At 50.8% G+C, this 26,916-nt stretch carries 23 protein-coding genes; 11 read left to right on the forward strand and 12 right to left on the reverse strand.

Features of this window, described 5'->3' with window-relative positions:
• Window positions 1-640: 640 nt before the first annotated feature.
• The 3 genes from ACQUQM_RS12645 to ACQUQM_RS12655 form a co-directional block, all read right to left on the reverse strand.
• Window positions 641-1,777 carry a dienelactone hydrolase family protein gene (locus ACQUQM_RS12645; protein ID WP_432470237.1) on the reverse strand — a complete coding sequence of 379 codons (1,137 nt, stop codon included), beginning with the start codon at window positions 1,775-1,777 and terminating at the stop codon, window positions 641-643.
• An 828-nt stretch (window positions 1,778-2,605) separates the two neighbouring features.
• Entirely contained in the window at window positions 2,606-3,535 is a 930-nt protein-coding gene (locus ACQUQM_RS12650) for an SDR family oxidoreductase (protein WP_432470238.1), read from the reverse strand.
• Between the two features lie 85 nt (window positions 3,536-3,620).
• Complete coding sequence (locus ACQUQM_RS12655; RefSeq protein ID WP_432470239.1) at window positions 3,621-5,243, reverse strand: GMC family oxidoreductase; 1,623 nt, start codon at window positions 5,241-5,243, stop codon at window positions 3,621-3,623.
• A 186-nt stretch (window positions 5,244-5,429) separates the two neighbouring features.
• On the opposite strand from ACQUQM_RS12655, the gene ACQUQM_RS12660 reads away from it, so the two are divergent.
• On the forward strand, window positions 5,430-6,326 hold the full coding sequence (locus ACQUQM_RS12660; protein WP_432470240.1) for a LysR family transcriptional regulator: 897 nt from the start codon (window positions 5,430-5,432) through the stop codon (window positions 6,324-6,326).
• A gap of 154 nt (window positions 6,327-6,480) precedes the next feature.
• On the opposite strand, the gene ACQUQM_RS12665 is transcribed toward ACQUQM_RS12660, so the two are convergent.
• From ACQUQM_RS12665 to ACQUQM_RS12675, 3 genes are all read right to left on the reverse strand, one after another.
• Window positions 6,481-8,034 carry an acyl-CoA synthetase gene (locus tag ACQUQM_RS12665; RefSeq protein ID WP_432470241.1) on the reverse strand — a complete coding sequence of 518 codons (1,554 nt, stop codon included), beginning with the start codon at window positions 8,032-8,034 and terminating at the stop codon, window positions 6,481-6,483.
• Between the two features lie 56 nt (window positions 8,035-8,090).
• Entirely contained in the window at window positions 8,091-9,581 is a 1,491-nt protein-coding gene (locus tag ACQUQM_RS12670) for a coniferyl aldehyde dehydrogenase (protein WP_432470242.1), read from the reverse strand.
• A 353-nt stretch (window positions 9,582-9,934) separates the two neighbouring features.
• Entirely contained in the window at window positions 9,935-10,846 is a 912-nt protein-coding gene (locus ACQUQM_RS12675) for a LysR family transcriptional regulator (RefSeq protein WP_432470244.1), read from the reverse strand.
• 218 nt (window positions 10,847-11,064) lie between these two features.
• On the opposite strand from ACQUQM_RS12675, the gene ACQUQM_RS12680 reads away from it, so the two are divergent.
• Complete coding sequence (locus tag ACQUQM_RS12680; protein ID WP_432470246.1) at window positions 11,065-11,748, forward strand: nitroreductase; 684 nt, start codon at window positions 11,065-11,067, stop codon at window positions 11,746-11,748.
• 98 nt (window positions 11,749-11,846) lie between these two features.
• Here the strand turns inward: ACQUQM_RS12680 and ACQUQM_RS12685 are convergent, their stop codons facing one another.
• The gene (locus ACQUQM_RS12685) at window positions 11,847-12,263 is read right to left on the reverse strand and encodes a hypothetical protein (protein ID WP_432470247.1); all 417 of its coding nucleotides are present in this window, start codon (window positions 12,261-12,263) and stop codon (window positions 11,847-11,849) included.
• A gap of 190 nt (window positions 12,264-12,453) precedes the next feature.
• Here ACQUQM_RS12685 and ACQUQM_RS12690 point away from each other — a divergent pair, with 190 nt between their 5' ends.
• On the forward strand, window positions 12,454-12,783 hold the full coding sequence (locus ACQUQM_RS12690) for an antitoxin Xre/MbcA/ParS toxin-binding domain-containing protein (RefSeq protein WP_432470248.1): 330 nt from the start codon (window positions 12,454-12,456) through the stop codon (window positions 12,781-12,783).
• Window positions 12,784-12,816: 33 nt separating this feature from the next.
• Here the strand turns inward: ACQUQM_RS12690 and ACQUQM_RS12695 are convergent, their stop codons facing one another.
• Entirely contained in the window at window positions 12,817-13,842 is a 1,026-nt protein-coding gene (locus tag ACQUQM_RS12695) for a permease (RefSeq protein WP_432470249.1), read from the reverse strand.
• A 107-nt stretch (window positions 13,843-13,949) separates the two neighbouring features.
• Between ACQUQM_RS12695 and ACQUQM_RS12700 the strand changes: the two genes are divergently transcribed.
• A complete protein-coding gene (locus ACQUQM_RS12700; protein WP_432470250.1) occupies window positions 13,950-14,243 on the forward strand; it encodes an ArsR/SmtB family transcription factor in 294 nt (97 codons plus the stop codon).
• Window positions 14,244-14,298: 55 nt separating this feature from the next.
• Here the strand turns inward: ACQUQM_RS12700 and ACQUQM_RS12705 are convergent, their stop codons facing one another.
• From ACQUQM_RS12705 to ACQUQM_RS12715, 3 genes are all read right to left on the reverse strand, one after another.
• Window positions 14,299-14,814 (reverse strand): nuclear transport factor 2 family protein, encoded by a 516-nt coding sequence (locus ACQUQM_RS12705; RefSeq protein WP_432470251.1) that lies wholly within the window; start codon window positions 14,812-14,814, stop codon window positions 14,299-14,301.
• Between the two features lie 308 nt (window positions 14,815-15,122).
• On the reverse strand, window positions 15,123-15,308 hold the full coding sequence (locus ACQUQM_RS12710) for a hypothetical protein (protein ID WP_432470252.1): 186 nt from the start codon (window positions 15,306-15,308) through the stop codon (window positions 15,123-15,125).
• A 21-nt stretch (window positions 15,309-15,329) separates the two neighbouring features.
• On the reverse strand, window positions 15,330-17,048 hold the full coding sequence (locus tag ACQUQM_RS12715; protein ID WP_432470254.1) for an FAD-dependent monooxygenase: 1,719 nt from the start codon (window positions 17,046-17,048) through the stop codon (window positions 15,330-15,332).
• Between the two features lie 140 nt (window positions 17,049-17,188).
• On the opposite strand from ACQUQM_RS12715, the gene ACQUQM_RS12720 reads away from it, so the two are divergent.
• A complete protein-coding gene (locus ACQUQM_RS12720; protein WP_432470256.1) occupies window positions 17,189-17,953 on the forward strand; it encodes a helix-turn-helix domain-containing protein in 765 nt (254 codons plus the stop codon).
• 28 nt (window positions 17,954-17,981) lie between these two features.
• Here the strand turns inward: ACQUQM_RS12720 and ACQUQM_RS12725 are convergent, their stop codons facing one another.
• Window positions 17,982-18,191, reverse strand: a complete 210-nt coding sequence (locus ACQUQM_RS12725) for a hypothetical protein (protein ID WP_432470257.1) — start codon at window positions 18,189-18,191, stop codon at window positions 17,982-17,984.
• A 1,130-nt stretch (window positions 18,192-19,321) separates the two neighbouring features.
• On the opposite strand from ACQUQM_RS12725, the gene ACQUQM_RS12730 reads away from it, so the two are divergent.
• The 6 genes from ACQUQM_RS12730 (at window position 19,322) to choW (ending at window position 26,915) form a co-directional block, all read left to right on the forward strand.
• Window positions 19,322-19,990, forward strand: a complete 669-nt coding sequence (locus ACQUQM_RS12730) for a class I SAM-dependent methyltransferase (protein WP_432470258.1) — start codon at window positions 19,322-19,324, stop codon at window positions 19,988-19,990.
• Between the two features lie 717 nt (window positions 19,991-20,707).
• Window positions 20,708-21,043 (forward strand): DOPA 4,5-dioxygenase family protein, encoded by a 336-nt coding sequence (locus tag ACQUQM_RS12735; protein ID WP_432470259.1) that lies wholly within the window; start codon window positions 20,708-20,710, stop codon window positions 21,041-21,043.
• Between the two features lie 507 nt (window positions 21,044-21,550).
• The gene (gene betB, locus ACQUQM_RS12740; protein ID WP_432470260.1) at window positions 21,551-23,005 is read left to right on the forward strand and encodes a betaine-aldehyde dehydrogenase; all 1,455 of its coding nucleotides are present in this window, start codon (window positions 21,551-21,553) and stop codon (window positions 23,003-23,005) included.
• Window positions 23,006-23,130: 125 nt separating this feature from the next.
• Window positions 23,131-24,858: a choline dehydrogenase gene (gene betA, locus ACQUQM_RS12745; protein ID WP_432470261.1), complete on the forward strand. Its 1,728-nt coding sequence runs from the start codon at window positions 23,131-23,133 to the stop codon at window positions 24,856-24,858.
• Between the two features lie 191 nt (window positions 24,859-25,049).
• Entirely contained in the window at window positions 25,050-25,940 is an 891-nt protein-coding gene (locus tag ACQUQM_RS12750) for a choline ABC transporter substrate-binding protein (protein ID WP_432474825.1), read from the forward strand.
• Window positions 25,941-26,069: 129 nt separating this feature from the next.
• Window positions 26,070-26,915 (forward strand): choline ABC transporter permease subunit, encoded by an 846-nt coding sequence (gene choW / locus ACQUQM_RS12755; protein ID WP_432470262.1) that lies wholly within the window; start codon window positions 26,070-26,072, stop codon window positions 26,913-26,915.
• Window position 26,916 lies beyond the last annotated feature (1 nt).

Here is a 26,916-nt window from a genome sequence, read left to right on the forward strand (position 1 = left end):
GGTACAGCTTATCCTTCGGGAAATGAGCCTGTTCGAAGCGGTTAAAACTGGAAATTACATACTTCTGTTACAGGCTGTTTAACACTCAGAATAACGCTATTGATTCTACATTTCGTAGGTTGGTCTGAGCGGAGCGAAGCCCAACAGCACACAGACCGGAGTCAGCGTTATGTTCAGGATCTAAATGGTTAGAACTAACTATCACGCTTCGTTTACCGGCTACTTAACACCCCAAACTACACGATTATTCAGCCCTGTAGGTTGGTCTGAGCGGAGCGAAGCCCAACTTGTACATAGGCCGGAGTCAGCGTTGGGCTTCGCGTTGCTCAGACCAACCTACCCGTATAACCAGACCGGCATTATGTTCAGGTTAAAACTAACAATCACGCTTCTTTTACCGGCTATTTAATACCCCGAGCCACACCTCTTATTCGGTCCCGTAGGTTGGTCTGAGCGGAGCGAAGCCCAACAGCACACAGACCGGAGTCAGCGTTGGGCTTCGCGTTGCTCAGACCAACCTACCCGTATAACCAGACCGGCGTTATGTTCAGGCTAAAACTAACTATCACGCGTCCTTTACCGGCTATTTAATACCCCGTGCCACACCGATTATTCGGCAACTTACGCATACGGTAATTATCTAATCTACATCAAGCAGATACCGTTGTAAGAACTGCTGCATTTTCTGCTTTGCCTGGCTATCGGCACTTTTATCCTTACCGATGATATAACCTCTTTGAATACACTCAGGGGCGTAAATACCGATAGCTGCGCGGGCATAAGCGCGCTCGTCACGATCAGCGCCCGCTGGGGCCGGAGGGGTAGCCTTGCCATTAACATGAAATGCGCCGCGATCCGCATCAAAGGTAAAATCGCAACCGCTGATGTAGGGGTAATCATATTCATCACGGGGCCGGCGGGATTCCCAGGCATGGCCTGCACCGCTAATCATAAATTGCTCAAGCGGACTACCTGACTGCTCAATTGCTTTATGAACCGGCTGACACTGGGCGACATTTACACTGTTGTCCTGATCACCGTAGATGGCCAGATAAGGAGCACCGGTAGTGCCATTGAAACCAAGAGTCTGATGGCAGGGCCCATACACGTCAATATGGGCCGCAAAAGCAGGAACATCCGGCGCGATAATCTGCTTCAGCCTTGAATCCAGCGTGTAGCGGGTTGCCATACCGCCATAAGAGTATCCGGTGACGCCAATACGGGAGGCATCAATCGCCGGATGACTGCCCAGCACCTTTAATGCTGAATAGGCATCTACGATAATATCGGTCTCAGAAGCCGACAGCGTTTTCATCAGATAGCTGATATCCGGTGTTACCCCCCGCACCGAATAATAATCCAATACGAAAGCCGCGATACCCTGTTCGGCAAACATGCGGGCATACACCGGTTCACGGTCTTTATCGATACCACCGCTACCATGCAGGATAATCATCGCCGGAACCGGTTGATCCGCAGAAGCACCTTTGGGCAGGGTCAGGTGTCCCTTACCGGTATTTTGCAGGGTATTATCAAAGTTATGTAATAATTCAGAAAAGTCATATGGGCTACGGGTTGCGAAGTAGATATCCCCTGACTGTCCTGCCGACAAAGTGGTTTGCGGTTCAGGGAGCTCCGGGAAAGCAGGTAACTCGATACTCGAAACCCAGGGCAAACCGATACCGGCATACTGGGTCTGCACGTAGTAGACACCACCGCCCAGCATTAACATCACGACTGCAACTATTAAGATAATAATCTTCTTCAGAACTGTCATAACCCGACCTGTTATATCTAATGGTTAATGGCGCCAGAGACTCAACTTCCATTGCGTTTCTCCGCCAGAATTAACCCCCATTATTCTGCTATTAAAGTAGAGTACATCGTCTGTAAGCACTAGGGAGTTCAGATAACCCCGGCTACTTAATACCCCGAACTACACCACTTATTCTGCCCCGTAGGTTGGTCTGAGCGGAGCGAAGCCCAACTTGTACATAGACCGGAGTCAGCGTTGGGCTTCGCGTTGCTCAGACCAACCTACCCGTATAACCAGACCGGCGTTATGTTCAGGATCTAAACGATTAAAACTGACTATCACGCTTCTTTTCCGACTATTTAATACCCCGAGCCACATCGATTATTCAGCCCTGTAGGTTGGTCTGAGCGGAGCGAAGCCCAACAGCACACAGACCGGAGTCAGCGTTATGTTCAGGATCTAAACGATTAAAACTAACTATCACGCTTCGTTTACCAGCTATATAACACCCTGAACGACACCGAACTACACGATTATTCGGCCCTGTAGGTTGGTCTGAGCGAAGCGAAGCCCAACTTGTACATAGGCCGGATTCAGCGTTGGGCTTCGCGTTGCTCAGACCAACCTACCCGTATAACCAGACCGGCATTATGTTCAGGGTCTAAACGATTAAAACTGACTATCACGCTTCTTTTACCGGCCACTTAACACCCCGAACTACACCACTTATTCGGCCCCGTAGGTTGGTCTGAGCGGAGCGAAGCCCAACAGCACATAAATCTAAATTCAGCGTTGGGCTTCGCGTTGCTCAGACCAACCTACCCGTATAACCAGGCCTGCGTTATGCATTTACCTATTCAGGTTCTGCAACATGATGCTGCCGGCTTCCAGGGTATCTTTCGGGAAATGCGCTTGTTCGAAGTTGTTAATCGCCGTCCAGTTTTCAGCTATATCGGCAACTGAAACCTCCTCTGCCGGCGGCATACCAAAGCCATCACTACGTTGCCAGCGCACCTTGGCATACCAGCCAGCACCCACTTCATACAGGCTGCCATTCTCGAGGCATTCGTCATGGCACAGGAACGCTGCCAGCGGGCTGACCAGCTCGGGCTTCATCTGCTTGCGGTACTCATCGGGCATTAAACCTTCGAGCATTCTTGAATCGAGCATCGGGGCGATAATATTGCACTGAATATTTTTCGCCGCGCCCTCCACCGCCAGTGTGCGGGTCAGACCAAACAATCCCGCTTTGGCCGCACTGTAGTTCGCCTGACCGAAGTTGCCGTACAACCCCGAGGCAGAAGCGGTAAACAGCACCTTGCCAGCGCCCTGATCCCGCAAATGCGGCCAGGCAGCCCGGGTCACCCGGTAGGCACCCTCCAGATGCACCCGCTGTACGAGTTGCCAGTCTTCAAGCTCCATTTTGTGAAAACTCTTGTCGCGGATAATGCCGGCGTTATTCACAACTACGTCTATCTGCCCAAACTGATCCATGGCCTGCTCAATAATACGCTCGCCCACTTCGACCGAATCATAGTTGGCAACCGCCAGACCACCAGCAGCAGTAATTTCAGCGACTGTATCGTCGACGGGACTTTGTCTTATAGCACTACTATCAGCAGCACTGCCGTCACGGTTAACACCCAGGTCATTGGCGACGACCCTGGCCCCCAACGAAGCAAAAAGTTTAGCGTGACTGCGGCCCAGGCCATTACCGGCACCGGTGACAACGACCACTTTCCCGTCAAAGCGGTATCGGTTTTCTGTACTGTTGTTCATTGCTGCTACCTATAGATGTATGACCGATAAATGTATGACCGATAGACCTATGACCGACCTTTAAGATAAACCAGGATGCTGATGTTTAAGTTTTCGCGGCACTGCGCTTGATCATATCCGCCACCTTTTCAGCGATCATAATCGTCGGTGCATTGGTATTACCCGCGACAATGGTCGGCATCACCGAGGCATCAACCACCCGCAGGCCTTTTACCCGATGGACCCGGCACTCATGATCAACCACCGCCATCGGATCCGAGCCCATCTTGCAGGTGCCGACCGGGTGATATCCGGTAGTGGCATTTGCGCGGATGTAGTCCAGAATTTCAGCGTCGGACTGAACCTCTTTGCCGGGACGGATCTCTTCGCCACAGATCGGTGCAAAGGCTTTCGTCGCAAAAATTGCACGCATTTTTTTAATCGCTTCAACTAATACGTTTCGGTCATACTCAGCGGACAGATAATTGGTATTTATCTCCGGCAGGTCCTGGGGATCAGCGGAACGAATACTGACGCTGCCACGGGACTCTGGCCGTACAATATGGATCATCGCAGTGACCCCCGCAGGCTTATCGACAACAGACTTACCTTCCTCATCCCGATAGCCGCTTACTGGCGTGAAATAGAGCTGCATGTCGGGCCGGCCTTTCTCCAACTGGTCTTTGGCGAAACTGGAGCGCATAAAAGCGCCTACATGGGAAGCGGGAAAGTTAAGAACCCCCTCACCACTGCGCAGATATCGATAGAGGTTTTTAACCAGCTTAAGCGGACTCATCTCGGCCAACAGGGTGACCGGTTTAGTCACCGAACTGGCGGCGATTACACCCAGATGGTCCTGCAAATTTTGTCCGACGCCCGGCAGATCTGCCAGTGCCTTAATACCGAACTTGTTCAGCAAATTACTATCGCCGATACCGGACAGCTGGAGCAGTTGCGGGGAGTTAATCGTGCCAGCGGCGAGAATTACCTCGCGGCGAGCATCTATTATTTGAGTCTCACCTTTCAGCCTGACCTGCACCCCACTGGCCCGATCATTATCAAACAACACCTTCTCGGTCATAGCTCCGGTCAGCACAGTCAGGTTTTTGCGCTGTCTGATCGATTTCAGATAGGCCGTTGCGGCGCTGTGGCGCCGACCATTTTTTATGGTCAGCTGATAATAGCTGCAGCCCTCCTGGGGACCATCGTTGAAGTCAGCAATCTCAGGAATACCCGCTTCAACGCAGCTCCGAATAAAGGTATCCGACGCTTCACTAGCCTGGGCATCAGACACATTCAGCGGGCCATTAATACCGTGGTATTGCGAGGCTCCCCGCTCCTGATGTTGCGCTTTTTTAAAATAGGGTAACACTGATTGCCAGTCCCAACCGGGATTTCCCTGCGCTTGCCAACCGTTGTAATCATCCTCGTGGCCACGAATATAGATCATGCCATTGATCGAGCTGGAGCCACCCAGTACTTTGCCCCTTGGCCAGCCTATTTCACGGCCGTTAAGGGCTTGATCGGCGGTGATTTTATAACCCCAGTTGAAACGTTTTTCGAAAGAGATCTGGGTCCAGCCAACCGGAATATGGATAAGGGGGTGACGATCAGGCTTACCCGCTTCCAGCAGCAGAACCTCTGTGTCGGGATTTTCGGATAGTCGATTGGCAAGCACGCATCCTGCCGAGCCGCCGCCGACAATTATATAGTCATATTTGGTTTTCATAACGTATGCCCCGCCCCCATTTCTTAAGCCGATCGATAACCTGAAAATTAATAACTACCGGTTAATCAGTAAGGTTAGCATCAGGCTAACAGATGACATACAATCACTGAAGTTTATTAAATTTATAGAAAACCATTCATGTCAGTGATACTAACTTAGCCACGGCCCGTGACAGGATTAAGCCTTATGCGACTGGACAAGATTGATCTCAATTTATTTATCGTTTTTGAAGTCATATACCGTGAAGGCAACCTCACCAAATCGGCCAATGTACTGAATATTACCCAACCCGCTGTCAGCAACGCTCTATCCCGTCTGCGCAAAACCTTTGATGATCAGCTATTCAATAGAACAGCAGACGGTATGAAACCAACCCCTTTTGCACAAAACCTGATCGGTCCGGTGCGGGAGGCCTTGTGGGTGCTCAATAACGGGGTGATCGATAACGATAGCTTTATCCCGGAGACCGCAAAGCGGCTGGTCAGAATCAGTATGTCCGACCTGTCATCGGCACTGGTACTGCCGAAGCTGGTACCCGCGTTAAGACAGCTAGCCCCGGGCATCGTACTGGAGACCCAGACTATCAACCGGGATCTGGTCATCGATGAGCTGAGCTCGTCAAATCTTGAATTCAGCATTGAAGCACCGGTACTGATGGACCAGCGGCTGTATCACGCACCACTGATCAGCGACTCTTTTGTCTGTGTTGTGCGCAACGGCCACCCTGCGCTGAGCGAGCCATTTACCCTTGAGAATTATCTGTCGCTCGATCATATCCACACCTCATCCAGGCCATCCGGCACCGGACATATCGACGCGGCACTGCACAGCATAGGTGAAAAGCGCAAGATCAAAGCCCGGATGCAGAACTATCTGGTCGCGCCAAAACTGGTGATGGAGACGGATCTGGCACTGACCATTCCCCGGCGTCTGGCACAGGTATTTGACCTGACCATTATCGAACTGCCGTTCAGTGTTCCGGATTACGGACTGCACTTGTACTGGCATAAAAGTAAGGATGCTGATCCGGGTCATAAGTGGATGCGGGAGATGCTGCTTAAAAGCTGTGAAGAGGATCGATGAGGCGCAGATGAGTTTTAAGCTATTGCCTGCAATCGCCGTTTGCCGAAACTGAAAACGCTCAGTTACATCGGCTAAAATAGCCAACGCAACTGAGCGTTAAATTCCTGTATATCCAGTAAGATCAGAGGCTTGTCTCAGACATCAAAACCTATTGTTAAACCTTAACTTCCTGGCCTTCCCAGTATGGCGCCCGCAAACGACGCTTATACAGCTTACCGTTAGGATCCCGCGGCAGTTGTGGCATGTAGTCGATACTTTTCGGCCACTTCATTTTGGCCAACCTTTCGCCAAGGAACGCCATGACATTCTCGGTAAAGTCATCATCTGCATCCACGCCGTCAACAGGCTGCACTACCGCTTTTATCTCTTCACCCCAATCCGCATTAGGAATACCAAACACACAGCAATCCTGAATCTCCGGGTGCAAAATCAGCACGTTCTCAATTTCAGCAGGGTAGATATTAGCACCACCGCTGATGATCATGTCGATCTTCCGGTCACAGAGAAACAGGTAGCCACCCTCATTCAGATAGCCGACATCGCCGGCAGTAAAATAGTCGCCACGACGGTCTTTCTCTGTTTTGGCTTTATCGCCTTTGTATTCAAAGCGGCTGATTTCAGGCATCAGCATATACACCGTGCCTTTTTCACCCGTCGGCACCTCTGCGCCTTCTTCATCGAATATTTTGATATCGGCACCATACCATGCCTTGCCCACAGTACCCGGGTTGGCCAGCCACTCCTCTGAGTTACAGATAGCACCGCCCCCCTCGGTCGCAGCATAGTATTCATATACACAAGGGCCAAACCACTCAATAATTGCGCGTTTAACATCCGGTGAACAGGGCGCTGCGGTATGCATCATATGGCGCATAGAGCTGACATCGTAACGGTTTCGAACCTCTTCTGTCAGCTTCAACAGACGCACCAGTTGCGTCGGCACCACATGGGCAGTGGTAATACGGTACTGCTCAATCGCCTGCAGCATCGCCTCCCCTTCCCACTTCTCATGTACTACCACTGCATGGCCGAGGTGCAGAGAGTTAGTAGACCAGTTCATTACTGCGGTGTGGTACAGCGGCGAGCCACAGAAGTGAACGTTGTCATTACCCGCCTCGATACCGAACAGAGCAGGAAACATGGTGAAATTGGTTGCGGTTGTGTCCGGGTCTACTTTAGGCACCGCACGGCGTACGCCTTTAGGTTTACCGGTCGTGCCGGAGGTATAGAACATCACCATGCCGGTGGCGCGGTCCTCCGGCATAGTGCCCGGCTGCCCGGCAATCAATTCGGCATAGGGACGAAGCTCCGACGAACTACCAATCATAAACGCAGCCTGCGCATCAAAGCTCACCTCATCAAGCGCAGCTTTACTGGCTTTAGTGGTCAGTTCGTGACAGAAAAACGCTTTAGCACCGCTATCTTGCAAAATATATGCAACCTCAGGGCCGGCCAGGTGCCAGTTGATCGGCACAAGAAAAAATCCAGCCTGGGTTACGGCCAGGTGCAGTGCGATATATTCGGCGCAGTTTGGCAGCATTGCCGCTACTGTATCGCCCTTTTCAAGACCAAGCTGGCGCAGGCCGTGGACGATTTTGTTACATTCTTCCAGTAGCTCTCCGCGACTCCACTCCCGACCATCGGGTGCAACTAACGCCAGATGTTGCGGATTTTCTTGTGCAAAGTTCCAAAAACCTAGCTTCTTCATAACTCTCTCGATTCTATTCAATTCTTATTTTTGTTGTTGAGCAGTCGTGAGAACGACTATTTTTTAATCAGCTTGCTCGACAATTTATCGATCTTTTCACCATAGGGCGGCAACAATCCGGCCAGCTTTGGCAGATTCAATACTCCCTGTTTAAATACCGACTTAGCGTGGCTGAAGGTCTTGAACCCCTCCCGGCCATGGTAATGCCCCATGCCACTTGCCCCGACACCGCCAAAAGGCAGATCGTCACAAGCAAAGTGCATGGCGATATCATTGACCGTCATCGCGCCGGCCAGGGTATTTTTAACTATCTTGTCCTGTTCAGCCTTGTCATTACCGAAGTAATACAACGCCAGTGGATTAGGCCGGTTATTGATATCGTTGATGCACTGATCGAGGCTGTCATAGCTGCGCACACAGAGAATCGGGCCAAACAACTCCTCCTGCATAACCAGCATATCGTCGGTTGGATTGATCACCAGATGCAGCGGAATTTTGTGTTTGCTACGGTCATCCCATGCTGCCTGTGTCGTATCAAGGGAGATAACCTCTGCTCCTTTAGACACCGCATCATCAAGATAGCTTTTCACACGATCATAATTAGCTTCATTGATCAGCGAGACAAAGTCAGGATTATCCTGAAATGATGGAAACGTACGGGCAACGATCTGCTGGCACTGATCAACAAAGGTTTCCAGTTTAGCCGCCGGGACAAAACAGTAATCCGGGCTGATACAAACCTGCCCTCCATTCATCGTCTTAGCCGCCATAATTTTCTCGGCGGCATCTTCCAGCTTGTAGCTATCGGAAATAATAACCGGTGATTTACCGCCCAGCTCCAGCGTCACCGGAGTCAGATTCTCCGCTGCAGCCTGCATTACCATCTTGCCTATATGCCCGGCCCCGGTGAAAATAATATGATCTAACGGCAGTTTGCTAAACGCAGCACCGGTAGCCACACCACCGGTAACCACCACTACTTCATCGGCACTGAAATATTCAGCAAACAACTGTTGCATCAGTGCTGCTGTATTAGGCGTAAATTCGGAGGGTTTTATCATCGCCCGGTTGCCGGCACCCAGGATATCCGCCAACGGACTGAAGATCATATTCACCGGTACATTCCAGGGCGTCATAATGCCGACAACACCCTTGGGCTGATAATGAATCTCGCTCCGGCCACCCAGCAGATTGGTTGGGAAAATCGCTTTGCGGCGTTCCACCTTCATCCACTTCTTCAGGTTTTTCTTTACGAACTTCAGGTTTTGTAGCGAGATGAACAGATCGGTCAGTCGGGTGACATACTTTGAGCGGCAGCCGAAATCTTTTTCGACCGCCTCACAGATACGATCCTGATGGGTAACGATCATATCGATACAACGATCAATACGACCGATACGGGTGGCAATACTTGGGTAAGGATCAGCAGCGATCGCTAAGCGCTGCTTATTCAGCAGAGCTGTCAGCGCCTCTTGCGTCATATCCTGGTTAATAGTTTGCGCCGGGCTAGCTTCAACCTTCGGTACCGTGCTGGCAATAGCAGACATCGTTCATAACCTCTAATAAGCTTGCCCAGATACACCGCATAAGCGATCAACACTCCTGCTTATCGCGGTATGTATAAAAAGGGCCACTAGTCATCCGTGGCGACGGCAAACGACAGCTAATAATCTATTCTGGAGCCCTCTCTGGCACTTAATCAGCACTTCCCTGAAGGAGGTCAAACAGACTCATTAACCTGGCTGTCGTTCAGCCACTTAAGTAATGCTCCTGAAACCGGTCCTCGATAATGGATGGCCGATAAATCAGGAATTTCATTAAGGCTAACCCGACGGCTACTATATTCGAACTTTATTTTTTGAATGAAACACTATTCATGAATCTTATAATAGATTCGAGGTTAAAGTAGCGTATCAAAGGCCTTGCCACTTAAGCACCTTTTAAGATACTCGGAGAACATCCTGACCTTAGGCGATATATGTTTTCGTTGTGGATAAATCAGCGATATCGGTAGTTCCTGCACCTTATACTCAGGCAATAATACTTCCAGGCGGCCAGTCGCCAGCGCTTTACCGATCGCGTAGTTGGGCAGGATAGCAAGCCCGCCACCGTTCAGGGCTGCCTCGCGCGTGGCTTGTGCATCATTAGTTGAAAAACGACTATTGATGTTGCAGGTATATTCCCGGTTACCTTTATACAGAGTAAGCGTCTCATAGGGCGGACGGTTCGGTGCAAGCCAGCGAATATAGCTGTAATTCTCTATTTCTGACGGATGATGCGGGCGTCCGCACCGGTCAAGATATTCCGGCGCGGCACATAGCATAAACTTCACCGTAAACAACTCAACCGCGACCAGGCTCGAGTCAGCCAGCGCCCCCATCCTGAGCGACAGGTCATAGCCCTCGCCGATCAGATCCGATAGCTGTTCCGAGTAATGCAGCTCGACACTGACGTCAGGATAGAGCGCCAGAAAGCCGGGGACCAGCGCGGCAATGACTGTATTACCGAACAATGGTGAGACGCTGATTTTCAGCGTTCCCTGCGGCGCCTCGCGATAAAGGCTTAATTCCTCTTTTGCCTGTTCAAGTTCCTGCCGGATATGTCGGCAACGCCGGTACAGCGCCTCCCCCTCTTCGGTGACATTCAGCTTACGGGTTGAGCGCTGGAGCAATCGCACGCCCAGTGCTTTTTCCAGTTCGCTCACCTTTTTACTCACCGATGACTTAGCCATACCCAGCTGTTCCGCGGCCTTAGAGAAGCTACCGGACTCTAATACCCGGGCGAAAATCATCATATTTTGCAGTTCTTGCATATCAGGGTCTCTGTTGCCGGATCATCACGTGGAGCAGCCGAAACATTGTTCGCCACAGGAAACAATGAATTCATTATAGCCATATTTATCACATCACAGGAAACCCATATACTGAATCTATACTGATGAAAGCTGGTTCAACTTTTTTGCTCGTTACTGACATTAAAAATGAATCAGCCGCTGAATCGACAACCAGCCCCGATCGAGGCCTTTACGCTATGTCCCATCTCTCTGTTACTGAAGCTCTGACAACACGAAAATCCGTCCGCGTATTTGATGACAAACCTGTTCCTCAATCCCTGCTGCGGGAGATACTGGCACTGGCGGGACGCTCCGCCTCAGGTGGTAACGTGCAGCCCTGGAAAGTCGACGTACTTACCGGTGATGCCCTGAAACAACTGGCCGGGACCGTGCAAGGTTTTATTCAGAACAGCGGTGGTAAAACCGAGCCTGAATTCCCGACCTACCCGAACAAAATGGCTGATCCTTATCACGAGCGTCGTGGTACCTGCGGTGAAGTGATGTATGAAGCCCTGGGCATCGCCCGTGACGATAAGATGAAACGGATCATGCAGACCATGAAGAACTATGACTTCTTCGGCGCACCGGTCGGTATTATTCTGAGCATGGAACGGGAGATGGGACAGCCGCAATGCCTGGACATCGGCATCTACATGCAGAGCATCATGCTGCTGGCCAAAGAGCGCGGTCTGGATACCTGCCCGCAGGTAAGCTGGACCGTATTCCCACAACCGGTCAGAGAAGCGCTTGGACTGGACGACAATATGAAAATTATGGCCGGCATCTGCCTCGGCTATAAAGCTGAAGACCAGCCGGTTAATGAGCTCAGCCAGGCCCGTGCAGAGCTGAGTGACTACGTTACCTTCCGCGGCTTTGAATAAACATTGGCATAGTGACTTAAGCGCTCTCAGGAAGTAGTCACCGAAACCAACAACAGGGCTGAACAGCCCTGTTGTTACACTATACAACTACCGGCTTTTTAATTAGCTCTCAAAATACCATCCAGCGGAAACAAACCCTGAAACAAGTCCAGCAAGCTCGTTCCACTTTTATAGCCGGGGGCAGGAGTTGTGCAGAGCCAGTATAGTTTTGTGTATTCGCTGACCTCATCCTTGCTGTAAATCATGTCCGGCACTTCAATCTTAGTTATCGCCCGGCAACCCTCTGACTTATCAGCAACATAATCACGGCAGGCACTAAGTTCAAAATTGTAGTCTTCCGCATTGAGTTCGCACTGCTGAACAGCATGATTCTCTATGATTTTAAAATACTCTGCTTTAGTGACGACTATCGTACCTATATCTTTATACTCAGCACCTTTATATTCAGCAGCACTGACAAGACCCGATATAAGTACAAGGCCTATTACAGGGAACAGCATTATTGATTTAAGCATGAAGTACATCCTTGTGACTCTGCCTGATGATAATCTCTAAAGAACGTTATGGGATTTATCCTCCTTTTACCAGCTGCCAGATAGCCCGCTCACTGCCAGATTCCCCAAAACTGCTTTTGCGGTCTATTATGAAATTATCCGGTCGGCAGAGTAACTCCCTGTAAAGCGGCCGTAACACGGGATTATGCTTATGAGCTCTGGCCTGAGTACCGTATTGAATATACTGACTAAATGGCACTGCACGCCGCAGCAGGCGATTAACATTCTGCATCTGCAAGCGAACGAGCCATTTCCGGAATACCTGAGCGAAGAGCAGCTACAGCGTGTCAGCTATGTGCTCAACATTCATACTTCCCTGACCACCGTCTTTAAAGATTCTGATAATGTCTACGGCTTCATGACACAGCCGAATAACGATCCCTGCTTTGCCGGTCACACACCACTGGAACTGATCGGCAGCGGCGACTTAACCGCACTGGAACAGACCTGCTGGCATATCGATTCCATGCGGGTTGCCTGAGTGTACTCATACCTGCCCCCTTCCCTGGTTCCCCTAAAAGAACAGGTTAAATAACAAACCAGCAAGTATAGCCATGGCGAAGATCACCAGCAGGAAGGCGATGATCATTGGCTTCCTGAACATTGATTTCAGCAGTATAACCTCCGTCAGGCTCGCGCCGGCACTGCCGATAATCAGCGCCATTATTGCCCCCATGCCCATTCCTTTTGCGGCCAGTGCTGCTGATAACGGGATCACCGCCTCAGCACGTATATAAAGTGGAACACCGATCACTGCAGCCACAGGAATAGCAAACAGATTATCGGCACCGGCATATTGCACGATCAGGTCTGCCGGTATGAAACCATAAGTAAAGGCACCTATAGCGATACCCAGCAGCAGGTAAGGCAGCACTTTTGTAAACTGACTCCAGGTTTCCTGCCAGATTCGGCTCCAGCGATTGCGATTCTCAGAGGCATTTTCAAGTGCGATGGCACCACCACAACCAACCTTTTCTGCGTCTGATTCTATTCCTGCATCGGTAACTGAACCTGTAGCTTCGCAGGCAACGGAATTAACTGTCGATTTTTCAGCACTACCGGAACAACCTGTAACAGGCTTGTCACCAAATACTTCAGGCCGAATATAGCGCTCGAAGTTCATCTTCTCCAGGCAATACCCGGCGGTAACTGAAACCACCAGAGCGATAGAGGAATATATCAGTGTCACCTGCCAGCCAAAGGTCGCCAGGAACAGCCCGATAATGATGGGATTCAACAGTGGGGAAGTGAACAGGAAAGTGATCGTAGGTCCAAATCCTGCCCGGGCTTTGAGTAACCCGGTCAACATAGGAATGGTTGAGCAACTGCAAAAAGGGGTAAGCCCGCCAAGTATAGCGGCGGAAAAATAGCCTTTACCGCTTTTTGAGCTAAGAATCTTTTGAATCTTATCGGCAGGTATCAGCTCCTGAATCACCCCCACAATAAAGCTGATAACCAAAAACAGCAGGGTCAGTTCTACACCTAAGTAGATGAACATACTTAATGCTTCTTCAAGCATAGAAATCATATCGTCAGACATATATAAATCCATATTTCTAAAATAATAGAAATATAATGTTCAACCTGCTTTGCCCTGTCAACATATTTCCAGTATTATCGAAATATAATTTTAGGAGCGAACCAACTATGCAGATTGAAACTGCCGCCAAACGACTTGCAGAATTAGGCCATACGACACGCCTGGAAATATTTCGCTACTTAGTCAAAGGCGGCCATCAGGGGGTATCGGTTGGTGAGATCCAGTCTGCGCTGGAGGTGCCGGGTTCGACGCTATCGCATCACATTACACGCCTGGTTTCTGTTGGTCTGGTTATTCAGCGCAGAGAAGGCAGAACGCTATACTGTGTGCCTCAGTACAGCGAGCTTGATGAGCTGATCGGGTTCCTTCAGGAGGAGTGTTGCATCAATGAATGTGATTAGCTGATTTAGCTACCCGTTATATGCGTTGTTGCGGCCGGTGTTTTCAGCCATGGCCTCAAACATGCTTCAATATCTGCTGCGCCTCTTCGGTCCCCAGTAAACGCGATTCCCTTAGCGCAATTAACCACTGACCTTGTTGCTTCTCGAAACGCCATTCATTGATACTTAAACGCATCAGGCCAAACGCGTCACCCTGCTTGCGATACAGTCTGGAATAGCCCACCGCTGTAGCTTTATGGCCTGTTACCTCAACATAGAATGGCCCCACCGTATGAGCACAATCGGGTAACAACGAACGGTGCATCGGTGAATTCAGCATGTTCGCTATCGCCTGATATCCTTCAAGCCGCAGATCCTCTGCACCATGTTCCGCGGTTTCCTGCTCGCTACGACCAGCACCTGGGGCACTGACTACAAACACCGCTTGTTTGGTGTGACAACCAACCGCCGCTGACGTATCACCACAATCAACCGCCAGGCTGTAGCGGGTTATCAGATTGCGTATTGCCAATTCAGCCTCGGCTTGCTCCAGCCGCTGCTCCAATGCTTCGAGACGGGCTTCAATAGTCATAAGATAGGACCTGCTTGTTTTCAGATGTAAGTTTTCTGATATGAGTTTTCTGATGTTGGTAGCCACCAATATAACCATTCCATAGCTTTGTTTTATCACGCTTATGGACTATGCCAGCATTGTTGCCCCTCCCTGTTTAAGGGTCCCCGGGACCTATTCGCAGGCTCCCCGGATCTACACCCGGACACTAAAAAGGGGCTACCCGGCTATGGGTGCCCCGTTTAATAAAAGCGCAAATTGCTAATTTCAGATACTAATTACAGTTACTACTTACAGGCCCACTTATAGATGCTGATTACAGGAGCTATTTAAAGATCCAGACCAGCATCCTCGATCGCCTGCAAGACGATACCTCTGTTCTGGATCTCGGCACTGAGGATCAGTGCCAGCTTGGTCAGGTAAAGAGTTTGTTTATCACCCGCCTGATCAATCCCCTCAGCCAGGGAGTCATAGACCAGCTCAAGATCGGTCACTGCAATATTTCGGTTTGTCATAGCTAAGCTCCTCTGATGTTATTAATGACGCCCTGAATGACCGGTAGCCACGCTGATTGCCTGCCGCAACTGATCTGCACTGACTTCTGACCAGCGGGCACAGATATGCTGATCCGGGCGTACCAGATAAGCCGTGAAGCTGGCGCTGTTATAGACCGCCGCACTGTTGTTATCCGGGTCATGGATGTGGGTTGTTCCCGGGGTAGATTTCAATGCCGCTGTAATCGATAAAATATCAAAAGGGATACCCTGCTGACGCAGATCTGCAGCGGTGTCTATCAACGCCTGATCAACCTTGCCATCACTGCTGAAACAGAGCAGATAGAATGCCGCCCCCATATGATCCATCAGATAACTCTTATCAGAGTTCTGCTGCAACAGTTTCACATTGGCGACCGGATAGCCCGGCACTAAACCGCTATCTTGCAGACTCGCTGATGTTTCAGTGTCACAGCTATTCAGAACTGAAGTCAGATAATTATGGGGCCGGGAAGTACGCCAGTGATACAGCGGCCGGACAAAATCCTGAGTCAGGGAGAGCGAAAGAGTGGCGTTACGCAGTAAGGCATAGCCTTGCGTAGGCGGCGTCATAAAGCGGGTACTCTTACCGGCTTCATCGATGATCTCCCAGGCAGCAGTAACCCGCTCCTGAGAATAGCTATCCAGCAGCGCTTTACCACCCCAGCCTTTAATGGTGGCCGCCAGTTTCCAGCCCAGATTATGGCCATCCTGCCAGCCGGTATTGGCACCACGCACGCCAAAGATCGGCAGCATATGGGCTGCATCACCGGCAAAGCAGACCCGCTTGTGGATATAGTTCTGCAGGGTCATCGCCCGGGCGGAATAGACCGAACACCAATCAATCTCCCAAGTACTGGTAACACCGATCATGTCCAGTTGTGCCTGAATGCGGGAGTGCAGTAGCTCAGGTTCAAGCGCCTGCTCCGGAGTTTCGCCTTTTGGCAGCTGATAATCGATACGCCAGATATTACCCGGCTCGCGGTGCATTAATACGGTGTTCCCGGGGTTCCAGTCGGGATCGAAAAATGCCAGCCGTTCTGTCGGCAGGTCGATATTGATCTCAATATCGGCAATAACAAAATGGCCTTCAAACGAATCGCCATCCATTCTCAGTCCCGTCAGACCTCGTACCCGGGAGTGGGCCCCGTCCGCCGCAATCAACCACTCTGTCTGCAGATCATATTCACCGTCAGGAGTATCCACCCGTACTACAGCGATCTCATCGTTGCGGGGAATATCGATGACCTTGCTGCCCCAGCGCAGGTCGATCAGCGGGTTCTGTTCGATCTGTTCCACCAGGTACTGTTCAAGATATTGCTGCTGCAGATTATTCATCGGCGCGTAACGGCTGTTTTCATTCACCGGCGCTTCCATCCGGAATACCCGCTTGCCACGATAGATCGAGTTACCCGCATGCCAGGGCAAAGCACTCTCCATCATTCGATCGGCAACACCGACCTGCTGCAGGATCTCCATTGAACGATGGGTAAATACGATCGCCCGACTGCCTTCTGATACCTGTACCGCGGCTTCAAGAATCACCACAGGTATCTCATAACGGGCCAGATCCAGGGCCATTGCCAGCCCTACTGGACCCGCTCCGACAATAACAACCGGGTGCAGCGGTGCTTCCCCCTGCAGCTCCGGCGGAGAATTAAATGGGTATACCTGGTAATCGTAATAGAGCGATTTACGGGGTGTTATATCAGGACTGTGCATTCTCTTTTTACCTTTTCTTATTCTCTGTGCATTCAGAGTAAGGTGATTAGATGCTGTCGCACGTCCCTATAAAAGAGGTACAAATAATATTACTACTATGCCTACAATGGGAATCAGAAATGCTGCCAAAGGCAACGAAGATGACAACAGATTCCATACCCGACCTGTTCGACCGTTTGGCAAGTCCTCTCGCGGCTTGCATCGATAAACTGGGCAGTGGCCAGTTTTATCCCCGCTACTTTCAGATGATGAAGCTGCTGGCCCGGATCGACCAGTATATGGTATTTGAGTTCTCCCCCGGTGGTGAGCATGCTTCCTGCCGGCTGGCCCACAACGTACAACGTCCGGAACTCGGACTGCAACTGGCATCCCTCTATCTGGACGGTGCTTACCTGGATGACCCTCTACTTAAACAATTACGGGACAAATCACTGCTGGATCCTGAGACTCCCGCCTGTACTCTGCTGGAAAAACGCACCCTGCCACCGGTATACCGTCGCCGCTTTTTTAATGTTCCGGATTTCGATGAGAAATTTGCCTTCGTCATTAACGATAACGACAGTGGTCACCTGTTCTATGTCAACTTCTATCACCAGCACAGCGCAGGCTTCGAATCGACTGAGCTGGAAGACCTGCGCCGGTCCAGCAGCTTAATCGGGACCCTGCTGCTGCGTCAGTTTCGAAATGAACGTAATCAGCGGAGTGAGGTTCAATCACTCCTGATGGCAGGTTTGTCAGAAAGAGAAGCCCAGATCTGTGGCATGCAACTGAAAGGACACACCGCTAAAACCATCAGTAACGAACTGGAAGTAGCAGAATCGACAGTCATTACTTACAAAAAACGGGCATATCAAAAACTGGGCATTCGCAGGAAATCCGAACTGCTTAAGTTTGTCAGGGCCTGATTCCAATTCCCTGGAACCAGCAGCCGAATTACGGCAACAACACCAACTTGCCAATAAATTTCTTCGCTATAAAAGCCTGTTGCGCCTGAGTGATATTCTGCAGCACATACTGTGCTGATACCAAAGGCTTCAGCTCGTCTCTTTCAATATAACTAACCAGGTTTTCAAACACATGTCGGGGCTGATAAGTACAGCCAAAGAAACTCAGATCTTTCAGGTAGAGTGTCCGTACATCCATCTCAACCATGGGCCTGCCAATCGCACCTGCGACGGTATAGCGCCTGCCCCGGATGCACCGGTAATCAGAACAATTACTCCCGCCTGAATATTAACCCTGTCGGTCATATTCTCCGCGGTGGAATAAGCACAAGGAAAGGAGGCCAGCTCAGCACCGCTCAGCAGACTGTCTACAGCAAAAGCTTCACTACAACGGGCAACCGCATATTGCGCAAAACCACCATCGCACTCAGACCCGAAAGTGATGCACCATGAGAATTGCCGTCTTTAAAAGGCGCCTGCAGCGTACGCACCACTACCCGTCCATCAATCCGGGACGGAGCAACCTGCTCACCAACTGCAATGACCTCACCACAACAGTCTCCCCCTGAATTCGTGGTAACAGCAAAGTTACGCCTGACCAGCTGACATCGTCATCATCGGCGCTGTCAAAGCCTTGTTCAGCAGCGGCCCCTGCCCCTAAGTAACAAGCTAAACTGGCACTTGGCCCTTATTTACAAGTTTGCAACACTCAGATCTGTCGTTAAACACCGGAAAAGATCATGTCACAACTTTTTATATAGACAGCCCCGGCCCCTATTTGACTGGCTAAACTGACACTTGGCTCTTATTAGCGAGTTTGCAACACTCAGATCAGTCGTTAAACACCGGAAAAGATCATGTCACAACTTTTTGATATAGACAGCCCCGGCCCCTATTTGACTGGCTAAACTGACACTTGGCTCTTATTAGCGAGTTTGAAACACTCAGATCTGTCGTTAAATACCGGAAAAGATCATGTCACAACTTTTTGATATAGACAGCCCCGGCTCCTATTTGACTGGCTAAACTGACACTTGGCTCTTATTAGCGAGTTTGCAACACTCAGATCAGTCGTTAAACACCGGAAAAGATCATGTCACAACTTTTTGATATAGACAGCCCCGGTCCCTATTTGACTGGCTAAGCTGACACTTGGCTCTTATTAGCGAGCTTGCAACACTCAGATCTGTCGTTAAATACCGGAAAAGATCATGTCACAACTTTTTGATATAGACAGCCCCGGCCCCTATTTGACTGGCTAAACTGACACTTGGCTCTTATTAGCGAGTTTGCAACACTCAGATCAGTCGTTAAACACCGGAAAACATCATGTCACAACTATTCGATAACTGGCCCGATCCATACGAGCAATGGTTTCACAGCCCGATTGGTGCATTGGTTAAAGCAGCTGAACTTAAGCTGGTACTGAGACTGGTACAGCCGCAACAGGGGGAATCTATTCTGGATGCTGGTTGTGGCAGCGGAATATTTACCCAGCCACTGGCTAACGCCGGCTGTCGAATTACCGGCCTGGATATTTCAGTACCCATGCTTAACCGGGCCCTGCACCGGCTGCCAGAGCAATCATTTCTGGCGGCTAATATCTGTGACCTGCCCTTTGCCGATAACCACTTCGACAAGACAGTTTCTATAACCGCACTGGAATTCATCGAAGATGGCCAACAAGCCATAGCCGAGTTATTCCGGGTAACTAAGCCAGGCGGCACCGTCGTGGTTGCCACCCTGAACAGTCTCAGCCCATGGGCAACCCGACGTACCGATACGGCAAAAAAGAATCAGGATTCGGTGTTTAATCACGCAATATTCCGTAGCCCGGATGAACTACTCAACCTGGCTCCGGTATCAGGCGAGACTTATACAGCCGTACACTTTGCCAAAGACTGTGATCCTGAACTCGCCGCTACGATTGAACAACAACGGCAGGTGGAATGCCTGGATAGCGGTGCTTTTCTGATTGGTTGCTGGAAAAAGAGCTGACGCAGACATATCCGAATACCTGCAGCAAAGTTTTTTCGATCCTACCTTCTGAGCCCACTGAAGAGCTTGTAAAATACAATTATAAATTCAAATAGAGCGCTTTCAGCTTTTCCTATTCAGGGAGAGATGTTGGGTTACGCTACGCTAACCCAACCTACAGTTCTGAGGAACTTGTAAGACACAATTAGGAATTCAAATAGAGTACTTTCAACTTTTCCTATTCTGGGAGAGATGTTGGGTTACGCTACGCTAACCCAACCTACAGTTCTGAGGAACTTGTAAGACACAATTAGGAATTCAAATAGAGCGCTTTCAACTTTTCCTATTCTGGGAGAGATGTTGGGTTACGCTACGCTAACCCAACCTACAGTTCTGAGGAACTTGTAAGACACAATTAGGAATTCAAATAGAGTACTTTCAGCTTTTCCTATTCTGGGAGAGATGTTGGGTTACGCTGCGCTAACCCAACCTACAATTCTGAGGAAGTGACTCCCCATCGCGCCTCCTACAAAAAACACATCTTACGAAACAATTAACAGTCGAATCGGTAATGCTCAAAAAAAAAACGCTTTTAGGCTTTTTCTAGCCACTGGCAGGAAGGCCTGCCTTCCGTTCTAGCTTGTCGCGAAGCGACGATCTAGCCACGGCTCTTAAACGACCTACCATTTACCCGCCATCTGCATGATAATTACGTTACTAGAATATACGGACCCTCACATGCTAATTCCTGAAATATCCGGCTATCATGCCCATGTTTACTTCGATGCTGATACCCTTGATCAGGCAACAACCCTTTGCCACCGTGCTAAGGATGAGATGGCCGTGGCGATGGGGCGGATTCACCGGCAACCGGTTGGCCCCCACCCTTGCTGGAGCTGCCAACTGACTTTCCCCGCCGAACAGCTCGGAGAGATTTTGCCCTGGCTAAGCTGGAACCGGGATGGACTGACGGTATTTATCCATCCGCTTGGCGAAGATGCCCTGGCCGATCATACCCGTCATGTTATCTGGCTCGGCGAAAGTAAGAAGCTGGATATTTCTATCTTCCTGTAACAGGTTCAGCAACAGCTCCTAAGCTTTCCTCCATTAAACTTACTTTCCATTCCTAAGGTTCCACATTTTCCGGCCAGCTAGCCGCCGCCCAGACATCAGTCCAAATTATCTGTATTCGTCCAGAACTGGCCTGTATGCGACAATCCTTACCGGTTTTAAGCTATATTCTGGCCCCTCAGCGACACATATAGTGCCAACCAACGAACCAAAAACCACCAAACCCTCTAAAAACTCCTGCTTCTGCGCCGATCTCCCTCAAAACAACAACAACAGTCACTCAAGACAACTACCATAAACGACCCCTGCCCATCCTTGACTTTTGATCAGAGAATAGCCAAAGTTGTTTTTAATTAAACGATCAATTAATAAAAAATCATTTACTGCTAAGCTGTACCGACAGCGACATAACAGGTCTGACAACACAGACCAGCAGAAGATTGACAGCGAAATATAAACATCGTTGCTTTGCTAACTAAGCAAGACAACAAAAATGCGGGATACAGACAGATGCAACAATCTCTATACATCAACGGTCACTACCAGGACGCTACGTCCGGTGAGACTTTTATCACTCGCAACCCGGCTACTGGTGAAATTCTGGCGGAAGTCCAGCAGGCATCTCTGGCAGATGTTGACCAGGCCGTCGCAGCAGCACAGCAGGGTTTCAAAGTCTGGTCTGCGATGAGTGGTGTGGAACGTGGCCGTATCCTGATGCGCGCTGTCGCCATCCTGCGTGAACGTAATGATGAACTGGCCATGCTGGAAGTTCTGGATACCGGTAAACCGCTGCAGGAAGCCAACTGCGTCGATATCGCAACCGGCGCCGATGTTATCGAATACTACGCCGGCCTGGCTGCAACCATTCATGGGCAGCAACAGGATCTGGGTGGCAATAACTTCTTCTACAGCCGTCGCGAGCCGCTGGGTATCTGTGCCGGTATCGGCGCCTGGAACTATCCGATCCAGATCGCAATGTGGAAATCAGGCCCTGCGCTGGCGGCCGGTAACTGCATGATTTTCAAACCTTCTGAAGAAACTCCACTGAGCGTACTCAAGCTGGCTGAGATCTTTACCGAAGCGGGTCTTCCCGACGGTGTATTCAATGTAGTTCAAGGCGACTACCGGGTCGGTCAGGCGCTGTCCCGCCACCCGGAGATTGCCAAAGTATCCTTCACCGGTGAGTGCGGTACCGGCAAAAAAGTGATGGCTGATGCCGCCGGCTCACTGAAAGAGGTAACCATGGAGCTGGGTGGTAAATCACCGCTCATCGTATTCGGCGATGCCGATCTTGAAAACGCAGTATCCGGCGCCCTCCTCGCTAACTTCTATACCCAGGGCGAAGTCTGTACTAACGGCACCCGGGTGTTTGTTCACGACAGCCTGTACGACGAATTTGTCAGCAAAGTAGCCGAGCGTACCGAACGGATGATTATCGGCGATCCGACCGACTTGAATACTCAGGTTGGCGCGCTGATCTCATCCCAGCATATGGAAAAGGTTCTCGAGTTTATCGAAGCGGCTAAAACGGCCGGTGCCCGACTCGTTTGTGGCGGTGAACGTGCCACTGAAAGCGGTCTGGAGAACGGCTACTTCGTCAAACCCACCGTATTTGCCGACTGCAGCGATGATATGCCCAACGTCAAAGAAGAGATCTTTGGTCCGGTAATGTCGATCCTGCGCTTCAGCGATGAAGAGGAAGTGATCCACCGCGCCAACGATACCGAGTACGGTCTGGCTGCCGGCGTATTCTCCACTAACTTCTCCCGCGCGCATAGGGTTATCGCCCGCTTGCAGGCGGGTATCTGCTGGATCAATACCTGGGGCGCTTCACCAGCTGAGATGCCGGTAGGCGGCTACAAGCAATCCGGTATCGGCCGCGAGAACGGCATTGAAACCCTGAACCACTACACCCAGGTCAAGAGTGTCTACGTCGAGCTGGGCGATGTCGAATGTCCTTATTAACGCTCCATATTTAACAAAGCTTATTTAGCAGCCCTGAAAAAAGGGCATCGCACTAAATAGCTTTACCGGCCGTATCCAGTATATACGGCCGCTGATTTCAGTTTGTTTAAGCGGGCAGTAACAGAATGACAAATAATAAAAATTACGATTACATCATTGTAGGAGCCGGTTCCGCCGGTTGTGTATTGGCCAATCGCCTGACCGAAGACGGCAAGCATAGTGTTCTGGTTCTCGAAGCCGGAGGCAGTGATAAAAGTATCTTTATCCAGATGCCGACCGCCCTCTCCTATCCGATGAATACACCGAAATACGCCTGGCAGTTTCATTCTGAGCCGGAGCCTTTTCTGGATGGCCGTTCAATGCACTGTCCACGGGGCAAAGTGCTGGGCGGCGGATCTTCCATTAACGGCATGGTATATGTCCGCGGCCACGCCTGCGACTTCGACGAGTGGCAGGAAAATGGTGCCGATGGCTGGGGTTACCAGCAGTGCCTGCCGTATTTCAAGAAAGCAGAAACCTGGAACAAAGGCGAAGATAATTACCGTGGCAGCGAAGGCCCGCTAAGCACCTGCAGCGGCAACGATATGAAGCTGAACCCTCTGTATCAGGCCTTTATCGATGCCGGCGAAGACGCTGGCTACCCTACCACCGAAGATTACAACGGCTACCGTCAGGAAGGCTTCGGCACGATGCACATGACAGTCAAAAATGGCGTCCGTGCATCAACTTCCAATGCCTATCTGCGTGATGCGATGAAACGCAGCAACCTGACCCTGATCAGCGGTGTTCTGACCCGCCGGGTAATAATGGATGGCAAGCGCGCAACCGGTATTGAATATGAGAAAAGCGGCAAAATCACGACAGTAACTGCCAACACCGAAGTCATTCTTGCCGCAGGCTCCGTGGGTTCCCCCCAACTGCTGCAATTGTCAGGCATCGGGCCGAAGAACGTGCTGCAGGAAGCTGGCGTTGAGGTCATCCACGATTTGCCCGGCGTCGGAGAGAATTTGCAGGATCATCTGGAAATTTACTTCCAGTACCACTGTAACCAGAAGATTACCCTGAACGGTAAACTCGATCTGGTCAGCAAAGGCATGATCGGCACCCGCTGGATGCTGTTTAAAGATGGTCTGGGTGCTACCAATCACTTTGAATCCTGCGCCTTCATCCGTTCTCGCAAAGGATTAAAGTGGCCTAACCTGCAATATCATTTCCTGCCGGCAGCGATGCGCTACGACGGTGGCAAGGCGATCGACGGTCATGGTTACCAGGTTCATGTTGGCCCGAACAAGCCAGAAAGCCGCGGCCGCATCTGGATCAAGTCAGCTGACCCTAAAGCCAAGCCCGGTATCGTCTTTAACTACATCGGCACCGAACAGGACAAGCAGGACTGGCGTGACTGTATCCGCCTCAGCCGTGAGATTCTGCATCAACCGGCGATGGATCAGTTCCGTGGTGACGAGATTCAGCCGGGACTGCATATTACCAGCGATGAAGAGATCGATAAGTGGGTACGCGAGAACGTTGAAAGCGCCTACCACCCTTCATGCAGCTGCAAAATAGGTGCGGATAACGATCCGATGGCGGTTCTGGACAGCCAGTGCAAAGTGCGTGGCATTGAAGCACTGCGCGTAGTGGACTCCTCCATCTTCCCCACCATTCCGAACGGTAACCTGAACGCGCCGACCATCATGGTGGCGGAAAAAGCCGCCGACATGATTCTGGGTAAACCGCAGCTGCCAGCAGCCGGAGTCAACGTCTGGATCGATGATCAGTGGCAACAGCGCCAGCGTATTGGCACAGCGAAAAGACCTTTAGACAACAACACGGAGATTAAACAGGCAGCGGGGTAATCCCATAGCCGGCGGCGATCCACTACAGAGATTGCCGCAGCCTTCGCCTTTACCGGCGCAGGTTCTGTAAGAGCAACCGAGAAGACCGTACTTTCAGACAATAAAAATAAGGTAGAAAACTCATGACGACTCGACAGAAAACAACCAGCCCTAAGCACAACCTGTTGCGCGGTATTACCGTCGCGATCGGGATGTCTGCATCGATGGCCTTCGCCGGCCAGTGCGACACTGTGCGCTTTTCTGATGTGGGCTGGACCGACATCACTGCGACCACCGCGGTCACCAGTGAAGTAGTTCAAGCGTTGGGCTACAAGCCAACCACGCAGCTGCTCTCAGTGCCGGTTACTTACACCTCGCTGGCCAATAACGATATCGACGTATTTCTGGGTAACTGGATGCCAACCATGGAAGCCGATATCGCCAAATACCGTGAGGCCGGTACTGTCGAGACCGTCCGTGCAAATCTGGAAGGGGCAAAATACACCCTGGCGGTGCCTAAGTACGTCTATGACGCCGGTGTTAAAAGTTTTGCCGATATCGCCAAATTCAAAGATAAGTTCAAGGGCCGTATGTACGGCATCGAACCGGGCAACGATGGCAACCGCCTGATGCAGGATATGATCGACAAGGACGCCTTTGGTCTGAAAGGCTTTAACCTGGTGGAATCCAGCGAAGCGGGCATGATATCCCAGGTCAGCCGTTCGGCTAAGCGCGAACAGTGGGTGGTCTTCCTGGGCTGGGCGCCGCATCCGATGAATGCCAACATTGAAATGAAATACCTGGACGGTGGTGATGACTACTTCGGCCCGAACTACGGCGGTGCCAGTGTCTACACCAACGTACGCCAGAACTATGCACAGGATTGCCCGAATGTGGGTCGCCTGCTGCAAAACCTGTCCTTCAGCCTGGAAATGGAAAACGAAGTGATGGGTGCAATTCTGGATGATGGCGAGAAGCCTCAGATCGCAGCACGTAAGTGGCTGAAAACTAACCCTCAAGTGCTGGATAACTGGCTCAGCGGCGTGACTACCAAAGATGGTGGCGATGCACTAGCCGCAGTGCGCGGGCATCTGGATATCTGAATCCGGACAGCTGCTGCCGGTAACCATTTTTGGCAGCAGCTATACCCCGCATTGAATAGTTGTATTTGGCAGCCATTGGATACTGCAATGGCGCCATCTATCTGAAAGGCATATCTGAAGGGCAGTCCTATGAACTGGATTACTGAAAACAAACTCCCCCTGGGGAGCTGGATGGAAGCATTCGTCGACTGGCTGACGCTTAACGCTGCCGGCTTCTTCGATGCTATCTCTATCTCCCTGGAGTGGCTTATCATCTCTATGGTCGAGATATTCCAGTGGTTTCCACCATTTGTGCCGATGGCCATGACGGCGGCACTCGCCTGGGCACTGCACAGAAGTCTGCCTCTGGTTATTTTTGTGGTTGTCGCTCTGTTGCTAATCCTTAACCTCGGTTACTGGCAGGAGATGCTGGAAACCTTCGTCCTGGTTCTGGCGGCAACAACCTTGTCGGTGATGGTCGGTATCCCGATCGGCATCATGGCCGCACACAGGCCCTGGATGTATACCATACTTCGGCCAATTCTCGATCTGATGCAGACGATACCAACCTTCGTCTACCTGATTCCGACCCTGGTACTGTTTGGCCTGGGCGTAGTGCCAGGACTGATCTCCACTATTATTTTCGCGATCGCCGCACCGATCCGCCTGACCTATCTCGGTATCAGCCGGGTACCTGAAGATCTGATCGAAGCCGGTAAGGCGTTTGGCGCCACGCCGATGAAACTGCTCTATAAAGTCGAGTTGCCCGCGGCGATGCCTAACATTATGGCCGGTGTCACCCAATGCATCATGCTTTCACTATCGATGGTGGTTATAGCTGCCCTGGTAGGCGCCGATGGCTTAGGTAAACCGGTTATCCGGGCACTCAACACCGTCAATATATCCCAGGGCTTTGAAGCTGGCCTGGCCATTGTACTGGTCGCCATCATTCTGGACCGTATCTGTAAAGCACCAGGCGCTAAGGAGGAGGGTTAAT

The organism is Amphritea sp. HPY (genome assembly GCF_050870985.1).
In the GTDB taxonomy this organism is placed as follows: Bacteria; Pseudomonadota; Gammaproteobacteria; order Pseudomonadales; family Balneatricaceae; genus Amphritea.